Raw genomic sequence first — 16,447 nt, forward strand, 5'->3', positions numbered from 1 at the left:
AAATAATAGCATTGCAGATGACTTTTTTGCACGACTGATTATCAATGCGTTATAGACTTGTCAATGGCAGGAACGAAGGATCTTCTAAAACATGTAAAGCGACTATACAGGGCGAAGAAGATCCTTCGTTCCTCAGGATGACAAAATTGTGATGTTGTTTTTCGCTATCACTAAACCAGCGGCAGATTGATGATTTGACCGTCCTCTTTCGGGGTTTTTCTGAACTACCGAGGATTCTTCGGTAGTTAGTTCAAATAAGCCAAAACAAAAAACGGCCCGGATAAACCGGGCCGTTATCAATATCTAAACAAAAATCAATTAGTGATTTTGCTCGTGGATCTCTTCTTCTCTGAATAGTTTCGCGCTGAAGAAATCATTATTCATGCGGGCAATGTTGGTAAGTTTGATCTCCTTAGGGCACTCGGCTTCGCAGGCACCGGTGTTGGTACAGTTACCAAAACCTTCTTCGTCCATCTGTGCTACCATTGATTGTACACGACGGTAACGTTCTGGCTGACCTTGTGGTAATAAACCCAATTGAGTGATCTTAGCCGAAACGAATAGCATCGCCGAAGCGTTTTTACAAGCTGCAACGCAGGCACCGCAACCAATACAGGTAGCAGAATTGAAAGCCTCGTCGGCAATAACTTTAGGGATCGGGATAGCGTTACCATCGGGTACACCGCCTGTGTTTACTGACACATAGCCACCTGCTTGTTGGATCCTGTCGAAAGCAGAGCGGTCAACCGCCAAATCTTTTACGATAGGGAAAGCTTCTGCGCGCCATGGTTCGATGGTGATGGTTTCGCCATCGTGAAAAGTACGCATGTGCAATTGGCAGGTAGTGATACCGCGTTTTGGGCCATGCGGGTGACCGTTGATATATAACGAACACATACCACAAATACCTTCGCGGCAGTCGTGATCAAAGTTAATTGGCTCTTCGCCTTTGTGGGTAAGGCTTTCGTTAACCACGTCGAGCATTTCAAGGAACGACATATCAGGCGAAATGCTTTCAGCTTTATAGCTAACAAATTTACCCGCGGTTTGAGCATTTTTTTGACGCCATACTTTAAGCGTCAGGTTCATATTTCCGTTACTCATCTTTGTTTTAGATTTGAGTTATCGTTGTTTTTTTGTTGATTGAGTGAGCGGTTGACTGGGTGAGTGGTCTGTTAACTTAATCAACCATTCACCCAGTCAACTATTCACTAATTATGCATAGTTACGTTGAGACAGGTGAACTGCTTCAAATGTTAACTGTTCCTTGTGTAATTCTTCCGGCTGATTCTCGCCTTTAAACTCCCAGGCAGCAACGAACGCGAAGTTTTCGTCGTCACGTAATGCTTCGCCATCTGGTGTTTGCGATTCAACCCTGAAGTGGCCACCGCATGATTCTTTACGCATCAAAGCGTCGTCTATCATCAGCTCGCCCAGTTCGATGAAATCGGCTACACGGCCGGCTCTTTCTAACGAAGCGTTTACTTCTTCGTTCTCGCCGGTTACGATAGCGTTTTTCCAGAAATCGGCTTTCAATGCCTGGATCAAACCTTTGGCTTTTCTCAAACCTTCGTCGGTACGGGCCATACCGCAATATTCCCACATAATGTGGCCAAGTTCGCGGTGGTACTCGTTGGTGGTTTTAGTGCCTTTAAGGGATAATAATTTATTTACATGCGCAATAACATCTTGTTTGGTTTGCTCAAAAGCAGGGTGGCTGGTATCAACCTTTTTAGGGCCAATTTTAGCCAGGTAATCGCCAAGGGTATAAGGAATTACAAAGTAACCATCAGATAAACCCTGCATCAGCGCCGAAGCACCAAGGCGGTTAGCACCGTGATCGGAGAAGTTACACTCGCCCAAAGCATATAAACCAGGGATGGTAGTGCTCAGGTTATAATCAACCCAAAGGCCACCCATGGTATAGTGTACCGCAGGGTAAATACGCATTGGTTGTTTATACGGGTTCTCGTCGGTGATCTGGATGTACATATCAAACAGGTTACCATATTTGGCTTTAACGGTTTCTTCGCCCAAACGCTTAATCGCGTCGGCAAAATCAAGGAATACCGCGAAGCCCGAGCCGCCTACACCTCTGCCCTCTTCAACCATTTCTTTGGCGTTGCGTGAAGCTACGTCGCGCGGAACAAGGTTACCGAAAGCCGGATATTTACGCTCTAAGAAGTAATCACGATCATCCTCTTTAACTTGGTCGGCTTTTAAAGTGCCTTTGCGCAATTGCTCAGCAATTTCAACCGTTTTAGGTGCCCATACCCTACCATCGTTACGTAACGATTCAGACATCAGTGTAAGCTTAGACTGGTGATCGCCGGTTACCGGGATACAGGTTGGGTGAATTTGAGTATAGCAAGGGTTACCGAAGAATGCGCCACGTTTGTGTGCCCTCCAGGCTGCCGTTACGTTAGATCCGATGGCGTTTGTTGACAGGTAGAAAACGTTGCTGTATCCACCGGTACACAATAACACCGCATGGCCTGCATGGGTATCAATATCGCCGGTTAGCATGTTACGGGTAACAATACCTTTGGCATGGCCATCAATAGTTACCACGTCCAGCATTTCATGACGGGTGTAAACTTTTACTTTACCGGCATGGATCTGGCGGTTAAGGGCAGAGTAAGCACCTAATAAAAGCTGTTGTCCTGTTTGACCCCTCGCGTAGAAAGTACGGGATACCTGCGAACCACCGAATGAACGGTTATCCAGCAAGCCGCCGTATTCGCGGGCAAATGGTACACCCTGTGCAACGCACTGGTCGATAATGTTTACCGAAACCTCTGCCAAACGGTGAACGTTTGATTCGCGGGCACGGTAGTCACCACCTTTAATAGTATCGTAAAATAAACGGAAAACGCTGTCGCCGTCGTTCTGATAGTTTTTAGCGGCATTGATACCACCCTGTGCAGCAATTGAGTGCGCACGGCGTGGGCTATCCTGAAAACAAAATGCCTTAACATTGTAACCCAGCTCGCCTAAGGTGGCAGCTGCCGAAGCGCCTGCCAAACCGGTACCTACGATGATAATATCGTATTTACGTTTGTTGGCGGGGTTAACCAGCTTCAGATCAAATTTATGCTTGCTCCATTTTTCGGCTAATGGGCCTTGAGGAATTTTAGCATCTAATGTCATCTCTTCTTGATATTTATGTTTGCGGCTTTTGGCCTGCTAACTTAGTGAGCTCCCTGGGTTGATAAAAAGTAATAATAAACCGGCATGGCGGCAAAAGCCAGCGGAATAATTACCGCAAACAGCCATGTACCAATAAAATAAACTACCGGGGTATATTTACGGTGTACCCAGCCCAGCGTACGGAACGCGCTCTGGAAACCATGCAGCAAGTGGAATGCCACAGCGCCCATAGCTATTACGTAAAATATAACGTAAATAAGGTTGCTGAAGCTGGTTGCAACACGTGTGTGCAGGTCTTTCACCCTTACAATTTCAACATTGTTTTCGGTTGATACTGAATGGCTAAACTCGGCATTGGCCGGAGTGTAATCTGTAGCGGTTGTTACGCCGGTAGCCAGATCGGTACGGTACTCTTTAAAGCCCATGGTTTTATCGTTATGGTAACGGAACCAAAAATCGCCCATGTGGATAACGATGAACAGGAACATGATCGACCCTAAAAGGCCCATGTTTTTTGACGACCAAGAGGCATCAGATTTTGCCGCTACGGCGTAACGCACCGGGCGGGCTTTACGGTTTTTGACAGTCAGGATCAAACCGTATAGTGCATGCACTAAAATGGAAAGGTACAACAGGTATGCTATCACTTCAATAGGCGGGAAATGCGTAAGGAAGTTGGCATACACGTTAAAACTGAAACCGTTATCGTTGTTAAACAACAGCAGGTTGCCGCCCACGTGCACAATTAAAAACGTGCACAGAAACAAGCCTGTTAAAGCCATGATAAGCTTTTTGCCCAGCGACGAGTTTAAGGTTTGTTTGAATTCGCTCATTATGAATTTTGATTTATTAGGCAAAAGTATTTATTAAATAACAAAACATAGAAGAGGTTTTGGCTTATTGGATGCCAAAAATCTATTTAGAATCAATCTAAAGCAATGTGCTGTGTTTTAAGCTATAAATACACTGGTATGACAGTTAACCTGCTGTAATAAAGGAATATCGGAGCGGTATGATTTTAATCGATAGCGATCACTTTATCCTTCAATACGGCAAAAATCCTATCGGTTTGGCGGCTACGGATGGCTACCCTGCCTGTAAACTTGCCGAAGGATGGCAACACCGCTTGTCTGTCGCCGAAGGCAAAACATGGTAAGGTGATACTTTGCCTGGCCCTGCCACTCAGATTTACGCCGGGGTGGATGTGGCCGCAAAAAACATAGCCTTCCGGTGTTTGCGCTTCTGTAGCTAATGGATGATGCATCATCAGGAAGGGGCCTATCAGCAGTTCGTCGTGAAGCTCCACGTTGAGGTTTTGATAGTGCTTATCGGCAATAATATCGTGGTTGCCTTTTATCAGGATGATATTAAGCGTAGGGAACTGGCTGCGCCAGAGTACAAACCAATCCCAATCGTTATTTAAATCGCTGTGGAAAAGATCGCCTAAAAAGATGAGTTTTTCGGGTTGATATTCGTAGATGAGATCAGAGAGCACGGCCAGGTCGCTTTGCTCCATATCCCGGGGTACCGCGATGCCTGCCTTACGGAAATGGCCAACTTTACCCAAATGCACATCGGCAATAATGAGGGCTTTTTGTTGTTGCCAGTAAATAGCTTTTTGTGGTGTTAATAAAAGGTCCTGCCCCAGCAGGTTAAAAGAAGTAGCCGCACTTATCATTAGGGCAAAGGTAAAAGGAATAATTTATTTTGAATTAAAAATCCCCTTGTCATGCTGAGGAACGAAGCATCTTCTTCGCTCTGTATTGCCATGATGCATGATGTAGAAGATGCTTCGTTCCTCAGCACGACAAGTAATAACATAAAATATTTTCAAATTGGGTGTAACCTGTTTCAAAAACATGTGGTCATAGCTTACAAATACACCACAGTGAGTGATTTCCACACAGAAAACAGAATTAACTAACTTTTAAAAAATAAATATTATGGATACCGGAAACTTAGCCATCTTGATGATCATCATCGTATCACTTGGCTTCTTTTTAATGATGTTTGGAATAGTTTACTTAGATAAACGTGAAAAACTGGCACTAATTGAACGCAACATGGACCCTCGAAACTACAAGCCACAATCGGCACCATACCAAAACCTAAAATGGGGTTTATTGCTGATTGGCGCGGGATTGGGTTTGTTTTTGGCTTTTGTGTTAGATCGTACAGCTTTTCATTATGGCGATAATAGTAACATATTCTTTTTATATGTATCGTTAATAGCGTTTTTTGGCGGGGTCGGTTTGTTTGTTTCATATCGAATTGAAAAACGCGAAGTGCTGGATAAAGAAGATCAGCGCATAGAAAAGTTATAAGCCATTTAACCAATAATTATTTAAAGTTCCGCCCTGTGGCGGGGCTTTTTTTGTTTGCGGTCAACCAGTATCTTCGCTGCATAAATCGGAGCTTAAACCATGGCATTACCAAACAACAAAGCGCTTACCTGCACTAACTGCGGCGGACAGCTTGAATACAATTACTCGCAGGAAGTTAGTAAATGCCTTTACTGTGGCACCGAGTTTAAAAAAGACAAGCCAAAACGAGACCGCCAGGACAGGCGCGATCGAACCCCTCAGTTTGTGGAAACCCCGGTTACCATGTCCGAAGAAAATAAGATGATCTATGATGTGGTATTTAGCCCAAGGCCAAAATTTTGGAAAGCCTTTTTATGGGGCTTAGGGGCCTGGGCTTGCTGGATATTCATTTCTCCAATAATTGGGGCTATCTGGGTTGCAGTAACTGGTAGGGCAGAAATGCCTAACAATATCTTCTCGAGCATGCCTTGGACCTGGTATTGGTTTTTACGCGGGGTGCTCTTTTGCCTGGTTTGGCCTTTTTTGCGTACCCGCGTTTTTTACAGAAGGTATTAGTTTAAAGCGGCAGGCTATCCGATGCCATACCGCTCTTTAAAAATATTTAAGTGATGGCGTTCATGCCCGGCCAGCATAAATACAAAGGCAGCTACCGTAAACAGGTGATTACTGGCAATACCGGTGCGTGCCAGCTGCTCATCACTAAAAGCTTTAACCATATAAAGGTTTGCCTGGCGGAGCGACTTAAACTCTTCGGCCAATGCTTTTATATCCTGATTATTAAAATCAGTATTATTTACGTAGATATCCTGATCAAAACCGGGAAGCTCAATATGGTTGCGTGAAAACACCAGCGCGCGATAGGCAAAAATACGTTCGGTATCTATCATGTGGCCAATGGCTTGTTTCACCGTCCATTTGCCGGGTTCGTAAGCGTACAAACCCTGTTCGTTGCTCAGGTTGCTGAATAGCCTGTAGCTGCTTTCCAATTGCTGCTCCAGCATTTCAATTACATCGTTATCGCCTACCTGGCCCACATATCCCGCTGCAAATGGTGAGTAATCACCCGTTTGTGGTTTTTTTATCATTGCGCGTGTTTTTTAATACAATCCTGAAAGTGGTGCCTTTACCCACTTCCGAATCTTTTACAAAGATCTGCCCGTTGTGGTAATTCTCTACCATACGTTTGGTGAGTGATAAGCCCAGGCCCCAGCCCCGCTTACGGGTGGTGTAACCAGGTTGAAAAACGGTATCGAATTTGGAACGTGGTATGCCTTTTCCGGTATCGGTAATATCAATAAAAATTTGATTTTTAACTTTGTTGCCGCTTATATCAACCTTAATATTGCCCTTGCCCTCAATGGCGTTAACGGCATTTTTAAGTAAGTTTTCGATTACCCAATCAAACAGCGGAATGTTTATTCCCGCTTTTAGGTGCGGGTTGCCGGTAAGCTCAAAGCTGATGTTTTTGCTTACGCGAACTTTAAAATAGTCAACAAAATCTTTAACAACGGCATATACGCCATGCTCATCAAGTACGGCTTTCGAGCCTATTTTCGAGAAACGATCGGCCACTATTTCCAGGCGTTTTACGTCGTTCTCCATTTCGGCAATCAGCACATCATCTTCGGCGTTGAACTTCTCCTTCATCAACTCTATCCAGGCAATGAGCGATGATATTGGTGTCCCCAGTTGGTGGGCCGTTTCCTTGGCGAGACCTACCCAAACTTGATCCTGCTCCGATTTTCGGGAGGAGCTAAAGGCGGTGTAGGCCATCAACAGAAATATAGCGATAACGGTAAGCTGCACATAAGGGAACAGGCGCAATTGCGAAAGCAACTCCGAATCTTTGTAGTAAACAAAGTTATCCTCGCCAAAAACTTTAAGCTTGATAGGCGCATGCTGGCCTTTCATGTAGTTCAGCTCCTCCTTAAAATAGGCCGGATCGTATTTTTTATACTTTTTAGTTTCAGCCTCGAGTTTGATGGCTGTCCGCGTAGTGTCTAACCCTCGGTAGGTAACTATCTCGCCTTTTTCGTCGGTGATAATGGCGGGTACAGTAAGGCTGTCGCGCACGGCAAACACATAATTTAAAAAATCATTATCGTCCGAAGCGAGGATCTGACGCATACTGATGGCCCAAACCTGCGCACGGGTACGCTCAGATTTTGCGATGTTTTTTACGAGGTAACTGGTGTAAAATAACGAACCGCTGGCAATTACTATCGCGAAGGCGAGCAGCAAATACTTCCAACGTTTTTTATGCTGATATGGGTTCATGACGGGCACAGGCCAAATAACGTAAATTTATTTCAGATGTGCGGATGCGCAGATGTGCAAATTTCAGATGTGAGGATTTGTGGATGTGCAGGTTACAGATGTGTGAATGTGCAGATTAAGGCATTCAATTACATATTTGTGGTTTATTTATATACTGGCGGTATGGTTTGAAAAGGAGTTTTCAAGTCATACAATTAACAATTATTAACATTTTTTTCATCTGCATATCTGCACATCTGTAATCTGCACATATATAAACTTATCTTTGCGCCCATCATGACCGATAAAAAAGTAAGAGTCCGTTTTGCACCCAGCCCTACCGGTGGTTTACACCTTGGCGGCGTGCGTACCGTATTATTCAACTACCTGTTCGCAAAAAAAAATGGCGGCGATTTTGTTTTGCGAATTGAGGATACCGACCAAACCCGCTACGTGGAAGGTGCCGAACAATATATTTTAGATTGCCTGAAATGGTGCGGTCTGCATGCCGATGAAAGTCCGGAGGTTGGTGGCCCTTATGCCCCCTACCGTCAAAGCGAACGTAAAGCGCTTTACCGCGAATACGCCGAGCGCCTTGTAATGGAAGGCCACGCCTATTATGCTTTTGATACCGCCGAAGAACTGGATAAAAACCGTAAAGAGATCCCAAATTTTCAATACGGACAGGCCTATCGCCAAACTTTGCGTAACTCGTTATCATTACCTCAGCATGAGGTTGATGAACTGCTTGCTGCCGGAACCCCGCACGTGATACGCATTAAAATGCCTGAAGGAGAAACCATCAGCTTTAATGATATGATCCGCGGTTTTGTGAGTTTTGAAACCAGTTTGGTTGATGATAAGGTATTATTAAAAGCCGATGGCATGCCAACTTATCATTTGGCTGTTGTGGTTGATGATTATCTTATGAAAATCACCCATGCCTTCCGCGGTGAAGAATGGTTACCATCCGCGCCTGTACACCTATTGCTATGGGAATACTTAGGCTGGAAAGCCGATATGCCGCAATGGGCGCATTTGCCATTGATATTAAAACCCGATGGCCACGGCAAACTGAGCAAACGCGATGGCGCACGCTTGGGCTTCCCGGTATACGCCATGAATTGGTTCGACGCAAAAACCGATGAGTTAACTCCCGGCTTCCGCGAATTAGGATTTTTGCCCGAGGCTTTCATTAACCTGCTGGCAACCTTAGGTTGGAACGATGGTACCGACCAGGAGTTGTTTACGCTGGATGAACTGATCGAAAAATTCTCGATAGAGCGCGTAAATAAATCAGGCGCTAAATTTGATTTTGAAAAAGCCAAATGGTTCAACGCCGAGTGGATCAAAAAGTTGGCAGTTGGCGATTTGCAGTTGGCAGTTAAACAGGTTTTTGCCGACAAAGGTGTTGCGATTGAAGATGAACAATACCTTGCAAAAGTTATCAACCAGGTAAAAGAGCGTTGCGTATTGATCCCCGATTTTTTCCAGCAGGCAGGCTTCTTTTTTGAACAACCTAAAGAATATGATCTGAATGCGGTTAAACCAAAATGGACGGATGCTAAAACCGAGTTTTATAAAACATACATCGCCCAGTTAAGCACCGAAACATCAATCGATGCACACGAGCTTGAAGCTAAATTCAAAGCCCTGGCCGAAGAAAAAGGTTTGAAAATTGGTGATGTAATGCTGCCATTCCGTGTGATGCTGGTTGGCGGCAAGTTTGGTCCGCATGTATTTGATATTGTGGCTTTGTTGGGTAAGGAAGAGACGATCAGTAGGATTGAAAAGGCATTGGTAGAATTTACCGCCGCCTAAACACTATGCCATATAATCTAACCCGTCATTGCGAGGCACGAAGCAATCCCCAACTTACAGAGCGGATTTGCATAGCCCCTCTGCCAATCGGGGATTGCTTCGTGCCTCGCAATGACGAGATGATGAAGAATATAAACAGCAAAGGGTTCGTGAAACGAACCCTTTGCTGTTTATAAATTTTTTATCGCTGGCGCAAGCCTGTGGCTTGCGCCCCACATGCAATTTCTACATCAGGCAAAGCCACTACTCCCCTCTCAACTCCGCGATAATATCCTTACATCCTCCCTCAATCAACTCCAAAACAGGCTCAAACTGGCTATCGTCATAATAAGGATCGGGAACCACTTTATCGCCCAATAGCAATTTCACTTTAGCCGCCTGCTCATCATTACGGGCCATGTTCAAAACATCGCTCAGGTTATTTCTGTCCATCACAAAAATGTGATCGAACTCATCAAAATCTGTACGGCTAAACTGGCGACAAACCTGTTTGCTGATATCAATACCATGATTACGTGCCGCGCGGATAGAACGTCTGTCGGGCGCTTCGCCAACATGCCAGTTACCTGTTCCGGCCGAATCAACCTGCCAGCCAAGGTTATGTTCATCTGCAAGGTGCTGCATCACACCCTCCGCCAGCGGCGAACGGCAAATGTTGCCCAGGCATACCATTAGAATTTTCATATTTTTAAGCTCAAAGCAGAAAGCCGAAGGCAAAAAGTTTTTTTACCTTCGGCTTCGCCAATTTTTAATATTATCTAAATGCAAAAGCTTTCGGCTTTAAGCCTTTAGCTTTCAGCTAAAAATTATCCAAATATCTGGTTCAACAACCCTGCTAAACGAACGCCGGCTTTTACCATTTGATCGTTTACTAAACCGATGTATTTGAAGTTGTATTTATAGCTCAGGTTTTCGCCAGGTTTAACATCGTTGTATAGCTTATCAGCGATTTGGTCGCTTTCAAAAATCCACTCGCTTAGCGGCGCGGCCTGTAGTTTGGTGCGCTGTGCTAAAGTTGTATGATTGATCATGGTTGCGTATTCGGTGTAACTCAATTGCTGAAAATCTATCAGCTGGCTATCCCAAACCGAATGCAGGTTACTCTCTTTACCAAACCATTGTACTTTAACATCGTTGCCGCCTTTATCGCTCAGGTGACCGGTGTGTAATGGCTGGTGCAGATCCTCAACAATGTGGATCAGCATACGCAGGTAAAGCAGTTTGTTGGCTTTAGTAGTGGTTTTTTTCTTCAGCTCGGCAGTGAGGAAATTTACTTTGGTGTAGGCATCGGTAATGGTATCGGCCTTTAAGTATGCCTGTAATTCAGGATAGGTATAAGCTTTTTCCAGATTGATAAAATGCCAGTTGTACAGGTAGCTGTAAGCCGGATCTGACTTGATAAAATCGGCCCAATTGCTGGTTATGGCGATTGATTCATCGCCTAAAATAGCCTGGATGGCTTTGCGGGTTTTGGCGTTGATGTAGCTATCGGCAATCTGCCCGCAAATACGGTGACCGTTGGTGCCCCAGGCCATGCTTTGCATCGGGATATAAATTACCGCTGCCAGCAGTAAAAGTTTTTTAAATAGTGTTTTCATTACAATGGTTTTGGAATACAGCTTGTTCGTTTTATTAAATGCGCGTTAATAGGTATTACGTTTGATGTGCTTAAAAGCCTGATGGCCGAATCGGCAGGGTAAGTAACTTTAAAATATTCTTCATAATCGCCAAAGCGGAAACAGCCCTGCTCGTTTTTGTACGAGCCATCGGCATTGCAAAATTGTCCTTTAATGTGCAAAGTATCCTGGCGTTGCGAATAGGTACCGCGTACAAATTCGTCCCAGTGGCCCTTGCTCATACAGGTATCGGCACCGTAGTTTACTTTGCTCACGGTACTGATCTTCAAAAGAAACGAATCGCAGCTAAATTTAATGTCGTATAGCGAATATGTTACCAGGCTTTTTTGTCCGGGTATACTATCCTGTCGCCATTCGCCCTGCAATTTGGCATCACCAGGCTCCTGCATATCAGGGTTGCGGCTGCATGAGCCGAAAGCCAAAAGCAAAAGGCCGAAAGCGATTAAAGGGAAAGCTTTTTTTATGCTGAAAGCAGAAGGCTGAAAGTTTAGAGCCTTCAAATTAGAAAAGAAAGAAAACAGGCTATTGCGTTTTTGCATAAGCTAAAAATAAAAAAGCCCCTCTCCTTTTGGAGAGGGGTTTGGGGTGAGGCTACTATTTTAAGCTGCCTATCATATTTTCGGGGCGAACCCACTCGTCAAACTGCTCGTTGGTTAGTAAACCTAAACCAATGGCTGCTTCACGTAGCGAGCTGCCGTTTTTCAATGCTGTTTTGGCAATTTTTGCCGCGTTTTCGTAACCGATGTGCGGATTAAGCGCGGTTACCAGCATCAATGAATTTTCGAGGTGTTTTTTAATACCCTCGTAGTTTGGCTCGATACCTACAGCGCAATGGTCATTGAACGATACACAAGCATCGCCAATTAACCTTGCCGATTGCAGGAAGTTAGCTGCCATAACCGGTTTAAATACGTTCAGCTCGTAATGGCCGTTCGATCCGCCGATAGAGATAGCCACGTCATTACCCATCACCTGTGCCGCTACCATAGTAACAGCCTCGTTTTGGGTTGGGTTAACTTTACCCGGCATAATTGATGAACCCGGCTCGTTATCCGGAATATGGATCTCGCCAATACCCGAACGCGGGCCCGAAGCCAGCATTCTGATATCGTTAGCAATTTTCATTAACGAAACCGCTATCTGTTTCAAAGCACCATGGCTCTCAACAATAGCATCGTGAGCGGCAAGGGCCTCAAATTTATTTTCGGCAGTGATGAATGGTAAGCCGGTAAACTCGGCAATGTATTCAGCAACCTTTACATCATAACCTTTAGGGGTGTTGATACCTGTACCAACGGCTGTACCACCAAGGGCAAGTTCAGAAAGGTGATCAAGTGTATTACGCAAAGCTTTTAAACCGTGGTTCAATTGCGATACATAGCCAGAAAACTCCTGACCTAAAGTAAGCGGTGTAGCATCCATCAGGTGTGTACGACCAATTTTTACTACCGATTTAAAAGCCTCAACCTTAGCCTGTAAAGTATCGCGCAGTTTTTCGATACCCGGGATGGTTACATCGATCAGGATCTTGTATGCCGCGATGTGCATAGCGGTTGGGTAAGTATCGTTTGATGATTGTGATTTGTTCACGTCATCATTTGGGTGGATGAAGGTTTTGCCTTCGCCCAGTTTATTGCCTTGTAGTACGTGCGCACGGTTGGCAACAACCTCGTTCACGTTCATGTTTGATTGTGTGCCCGAGCCTGTTTGCCAGATCACCAGCGGAAATTCTGAAGCCAGCGCGCCGGTCAGGATCTCATCGCAAACTTGTGCTATCAGGTCGCGTTTTTCGGCAGGTAATACGCCTAAATCGGTGTTAGTATAAGCGGCCGCTTTTTTCAGGTACGCGAATGCGTCGATAATTTCCTTTGGCATAGACGCCTCGGGGCCAATTTTAAAATTATTGCGTGAGCGTTCGGTTTGCGCTCCCCAGTATTTGTCGGCAGGTACCTGTACCTCGCCCATGGTATCGTGTTCGGTTCTGAAACTCATGGTATTAAATTTTGCAGGGGCAAAGTTATGTTTTTATCCAATGCGGGGAACGGCGGGGTGTAAACTTTTTGATAGGAGAACGGCTTTATTTATCGCTCCCATCATAATTGGTATCTTCCAATGTCCATTCAATCATCACTTCTTTTATCCAGCTTACCAAATCGGGGTTGCAAACCTCCAGCTCACTCTTGTCTGAATAAATAAAATCATGTTGCCAGAAAACCACCGGGCATACTCCATTTTTAATTTCAGATAGATCGAAGCAATAGTGGTTTCCAAACCCATCGGGCGAAAATGGAAAAAGCGAGGGCGGCATATTGTTTTCTGTTTCAAAATGCTCAAAGCGGTATATCTCATCAAGAGATGAACCTAATAGGGTTTTATCTAACCCGTAAATGCCCGTGCCCATCAATGAAATACCATTGTGTTTAGTGAGCAAATATTTAAAATCGAGCGGAAGCTGAAATCCAACTTCTTTTTCAAGTAAATTGAGCCTGTCATCTTCAATCTCTGCTCCGAGATAAAGGATATTTTTCGAAAAAAGCAGCAACTCTTTCAATACAGCTTCGCATTGTTGATAACTGTTGTTTCCATCATTTTGCCTAAATAAATATCTAAATTAACCCTATTGAAAAGTATTCTTACCAACGATGGCGTTGCCTGTAACCGGGCTTTTATTTTATACGTCTGCAAGCTTTTAGGGCCGGTATCTACTTCATTTCCGCTGTATCTGGTTTAATTAAAATGCTACTATACCCACTCAATGCGGCCTTTAAATGAAGGCTCTTTTTCATTTATAATAAGTAAGCCAACCAATAGTGCGCAAAAGGCTATAGTTGCATACTTGCAAAAGGATATAGCGCTAATAATGTTTATTTGATCGGCATCCAGGCCAGATGAAGGTTGCGGACCTGGTTTTAGAAAATCCTGTACCTCATATTTATAACTAACCATGCTATTAACCCATCCATATCCAAATAAAAGGATGAGCAAACATGTGATGATAAGGCTGATATTAATATAACGGCTTTTAATTTTTACCATGATAAGGTTACGATTGTTTAAAAATATAAAAGTAATTAATTGCGACCAATTCATTACTGCTAATAAAACGTAGGAATGGCCGGGGTATTATTGCTTGTTAAACATATCAACGCCGAAAAAAATAGTTAATACATCTCGATGCCTTTAATTTGGTATATGGCAGTTGGAGCAGCTTCAAAAAGGTTAAAAATATTTTTTAATATCCCTTAATGTTGTAAATATTTAATATGAATAATTATTTATTTGATTTATTTTCGTACGCTCCTAAGCCGAATTGCATTTATGAAATATTTTTATTTGCCTATTATAATTTTTTGTTTCGCCGCTTGCAGGTCTGATAACAAGCTTTCTTCAAGCAATATAATTCCCGAAAAAAATGCTGCGGCCAAACAGCCGGTAAGGAACAGCAGCACGCGAACATGGATCTATAGCGAAGAGACAGATCAAAAAATACCCGGCAAAAAATACAGTGCGGATATTGTGGCAAATGAACTTTTACAATTCGATTTCCCGGAAGACGGTGGTTCGACTGTAACATTGAGCATCGACAAAACATCAACAATAACCAGGGCGCTTTTGAATATCTCAAAGGGGCAATTTAGTGCAGGTATTGAAGGCTCAATAGTAAATATTGGGTTTGATAACGCGCAGCCGCTGGCCTTTAAAGCTTCTTCGGTTACAAACGGTGGCGAGGCAATCATTTCTATTGATGATGTGAAAAGCCTCATTCAAAGTTTGAAGTTTGCAAAAAAGATGACCATCCGGGCCGATTTTTATGATTCCGGATCGCGCGAGATGACTTTTGATGTGGCGGGCTTTAAATGGGAGTAATAATAGAGGTAGATGTGATCTTATTTTACATCTTCAATTTTGATCAATTTATAATCTACACCTAACCTTTTTGCGTTCTCCTCAACTGTTTGATCGAAGCCGGCTTTTTTGCGTCGTTCATTCACTGTTGATGCATCTTTTATAGGCCAGATGTACCAGCCGATCTTTTCTCCGTTTTTAAGTGCCGCGGAAGTAGCCTGCGTACCATAGATCTGCTCCTTGTGTTGGTTCATCAACTGCCTGTCGAGCATCATAGCGTACAACCTGAACGGTAATTCCTTGCTTTCGGCGGCCTTTTTCATCATAGGTAAATACTGATCTATTTTAGGAGAGTGTTGGATCACGTACCAGGCGGCTTCATTTGTTGGTTCGCCAACAAGTGTTTTGCCGGGATAGCCGTATGTTTTGAATAGTTTTTCGACAAATACCACATTAGCTGAATCGGCACGGTTTTGAAGTGTCCAATAATGCGACATCGCCTTACTTGCCGACATTGATTTTAATAGTGGTATCGAATCGCTTTTCCCCGGCATCATTAACCAGGTGAGCGTATCCCTATATTTTTGATCAAGAACCAGCACACTATCCAGCTGTTTCTTTAAAATAGGGTTAAACTTATGCTGCGCGGATGCAATGCCTGTTGTAAATAATAAGAAAGCTAAGAGCAGATTTTTCATGGTAAGCAAGGTTTAAGCAAATAAACGCAAAATCCTGTATTACAAATATAACCTGTTGGCTTTTTCAAATAATTGCCTGTTGACCTCAGTTGCCGTTAATGAATAGTTGAACCGTGACAGGGCATATAACAAAGGCAGCTTGACAGGTGCGATCTCGTTTTGACGCAGATCGTGCAGCCAATTGGCATTATCAAACTCTTTGCGGTATTTTTTCTCCAGCCGCTCGTAAATACGTTGGGAATCATCATGGCCAAGCCACTCGGGCAAAATATACAGGCCGGTAAGGTCACCCATGCGTTTGCGGTCTTCTGCTTCGGCTGTGCCGGGGCTGCCGAAAACAAAATAAAAGTAAGCCCACACGGCTAAAAACGAAAAGCCGGGAATCAGCGCTTCGGTATCTCGTTGTGCAAAAAATACAATAAAGAAAACCGCGGCCGCCAATATCGAAAATACGCGGGCATAGCCCGCTATAATACTTTGTTTATTTAATGATATATTAAAACCGTTCCTGCTACCCCATGCCGATTTGGTTACCAGCATAGAGCTTTTTGGGAACAAGGGGATCCCGAAAACCACAAATTTGGTCTCTATCCATTGGCCGTTCACTTCATGTACCCGGCCTAAAAACAATGACCCTATAAGCATCTTGAAAATATAATTTAGGCGTTATTATAATAACCTTAATATAGGATGATGCTTTTAAACAATTGTTAAA

Annotated in this window: 18 protein-coding genes; 4 read left to right on the forward strand and 14 right to left on the reverse strand. The window is 43.8% G+C overall.

The window, feature by feature from the left end; translation table 11 throughout:
• Positions 1–318 precede the first annotated feature (318 nt).
• From AAFN85_RS17510 to pdeM, 4 genes are all read right to left on the reverse strand, one after another.
• Positions 319–1,104 (reverse strand): succinate dehydrogenase/fumarate reductase iron-sulfur subunit, encoded by a 786-nt coding sequence (locus AAFN85_RS17510; protein WP_347528903.1) that lies wholly within the window; start codon positions 1,102–1,104, stop codon positions 319–321.
• Positions 1,105–1,215: 111 nt separating this feature from the next.
• Positions 1,216–3,150, reverse strand: a complete 1,935-nt coding sequence (locus AAFN85_RS17515; RefSeq protein ID WP_347528904.1) for a fumarate reductase/succinate dehydrogenase flavoprotein subunit — start codon at positions 3,148–3,150, stop codon at positions 1,216–1,218.
• A gap of 41 nt (positions 3,151–3,191) precedes the next feature.
• A complete protein-coding gene (locus AAFN85_RS17520; RefSeq protein ID WP_347528905.1) occupies positions 3,192–3,983 on the reverse strand; it encodes a succinate dehydrogenase cytochrome b subunit in 792 nt (263 codons plus the stop codon).
• Between the two features lie 185 nt (positions 3,984–4,168).
• Positions 4,169–4,828, reverse strand: a complete 660-nt coding sequence (gene pdeM, locus AAFN85_RS17525) for a ligase-associated DNA damage response endonuclease PdeM (protein ID WP_347528906.1) — start codon at positions 4,826–4,828, stop codon at positions 4,169–4,171.
• A 265-nt stretch (positions 4,829–5,093) separates the two neighbouring features.
• Between pdeM and AAFN85_RS17530 the strand changes: the two genes are divergently transcribed.
• The gene (locus AAFN85_RS17530) at positions 5,094–5,474 is read left to right on the forward strand and encodes a DUF6249 domain-containing protein (RefSeq protein WP_347528907.1); all 381 of its coding nucleotides are present in this window, start codon (positions 5,094–5,096) and stop codon (positions 5,472–5,474) included.
• Positions 5,475–5,573: 99 nt separating this feature from the next.
• Entirely contained in the window at positions 5,574–6,029 is a 456-nt protein-coding gene (locus AAFN85_RS17535; RefSeq protein WP_347528908.1) for a hypothetical protein, read from the forward strand.
• A gap of 14 nt (positions 6,030–6,043) precedes the next feature.
• On the opposite strand, the gene AAFN85_RS17540 is transcribed toward AAFN85_RS17535, so the two are convergent.
• Both AAFN85_RS17540 and AAFN85_RS17545 read right to left on the reverse strand, forming a co-directional pair.
• On the reverse strand, positions 6,044–6,559 hold the full coding sequence (locus AAFN85_RS17540; protein ID WP_347528909.1) for a DinB family protein: 516 nt from the start codon (positions 6,557–6,559) through the stop codon (positions 6,044–6,046).
• A complete protein-coding gene (locus AAFN85_RS17545; protein WP_347528910.1) occupies positions 6,534–7,751 on the reverse strand; it encodes a HAMP domain-containing sensor histidine kinase in 1,218 nt (405 codons plus the stop codon). The genes AAFN85_RS17540 and AAFN85_RS17545 overlap by 26 nt, the downstream gene beginning before the upstream one ends.
• A 276-nt stretch (positions 7,752–8,027) precedes the next feature.
• On the opposite strand from AAFN85_RS17545, the gene gltX reads away from it, so the two are divergent.
• Positions 8,028–9,551: a glutamate--tRNA ligase gene (gene gltX, locus AAFN85_RS17550; protein ID WP_347528911.1), complete on the forward strand. Its 1,524-nt coding sequence runs from the start codon at positions 8,028–8,030 to the stop codon at positions 9,549–9,551.
• Between the two features lie 243 nt (positions 9,552–9,794).
• Here the strand turns inward: gltX and AAFN85_RS17555 are convergent, their stop codons facing one another.
• From AAFN85_RS17555 to AAFN85_RS17580, 6 genes are all read right to left on the reverse strand, one after another.
• Positions 9,795–10,235: a low molecular weight protein-tyrosine-phosphatase gene (locus AAFN85_RS17555; RefSeq protein ID WP_347528912.1), complete on the reverse strand. Its 441-nt coding sequence runs from the start codon at positions 10,233–10,235 to the stop codon at positions 9,795–9,797.
• 122 nt (positions 10,236–10,357) lie between these two features.
• Entirely contained in the window at positions 10,358–11,149 is a 792-nt protein-coding gene (locus tag AAFN85_RS17560) for a S1/P1 nuclease (protein ID WP_347528913.1), read from the reverse strand.
• The gene (locus AAFN85_RS17565) at positions 11,149–11,727 is read right to left on the reverse strand and encodes a hypothetical protein (RefSeq protein ID WP_347528914.1); all 579 of its coding nucleotides are present in this window, start codon (positions 11,725–11,727) and stop codon (positions 11,149–11,151) included. The genes AAFN85_RS17560 and AAFN85_RS17565 overlap by 1 nt, the downstream gene beginning before the upstream one ends.
• Positions 11,728–11,782: 55 nt before the next feature.
• Entirely contained in the window at positions 11,783–13,180 is a 1,398-nt protein-coding gene (gene fumC / locus AAFN85_RS17570) for a class II fumarate hydratase (protein ID WP_347528915.1), read from the reverse strand.
• A gap of 85 nt (positions 13,181–13,265) precedes the next feature.
• Positions 13,266–13,739 carry an SMI1/KNR4 family protein gene (locus tag AAFN85_RS17575; protein WP_347528916.1) on the reverse strand — a complete coding sequence of 158 codons (474 nt, stop codon included), beginning with the start codon at positions 13,737–13,739 and terminating at the stop codon, positions 13,266–13,268.
• Between the two features lie 191 nt (positions 13,740–13,930).
• A complete protein-coding gene (locus AAFN85_RS17580; RefSeq protein ID WP_347528917.1) occupies positions 13,931–14,224 on the reverse strand; it encodes a hypothetical protein in 294 nt (97 codons plus the stop codon).
• Positions 14,225–14,506: 282 nt separating this feature from the next.
• Here AAFN85_RS17580 and AAFN85_RS17585 point away from each other — a divergent pair, with 282 nt between their 5' ends.
• Complete coding sequence (locus AAFN85_RS17585) at positions 14,507–15,055, forward strand: hypothetical protein (RefSeq protein WP_347528918.1); 549 nt, start codon at positions 14,507–14,509, stop codon at positions 15,053–15,055.
• Positions 15,056–15,075: 20 nt separating this feature from the next.
• Here AAFN85_RS17585 and AAFN85_RS17590 read toward each other — a convergent pair whose 3' ends face one another.
• Positions 15,076–15,732, reverse strand: a complete 657-nt coding sequence (locus AAFN85_RS17590; protein WP_347528919.1) for a DUF6624 domain-containing protein — start codon at positions 15,730–15,732, stop codon at positions 15,076–15,078.
• Between the two features lie 39 nt (positions 15,733–15,771).
• The gene (locus tag AAFN85_RS17595) at positions 15,772–16,377 is read right to left on the reverse strand and encodes a hypothetical protein (RefSeq protein ID WP_347528920.1); all 606 of its coding nucleotides are present in this window, start codon (positions 16,375–16,377) and stop codon (positions 15,772–15,774) included.
• Positions 16,378–16,447: the final 70 nt, after the last annotated feature.

Source organism: Mucilaginibacter sp. CAU 1740 (assembly GCF_039839285.1).
Lineage (GTDB): Bacteria > Bacteroidota > Bacteroidia > Sphingobacteriales > Sphingobacteriaceae > Mucilaginibacter.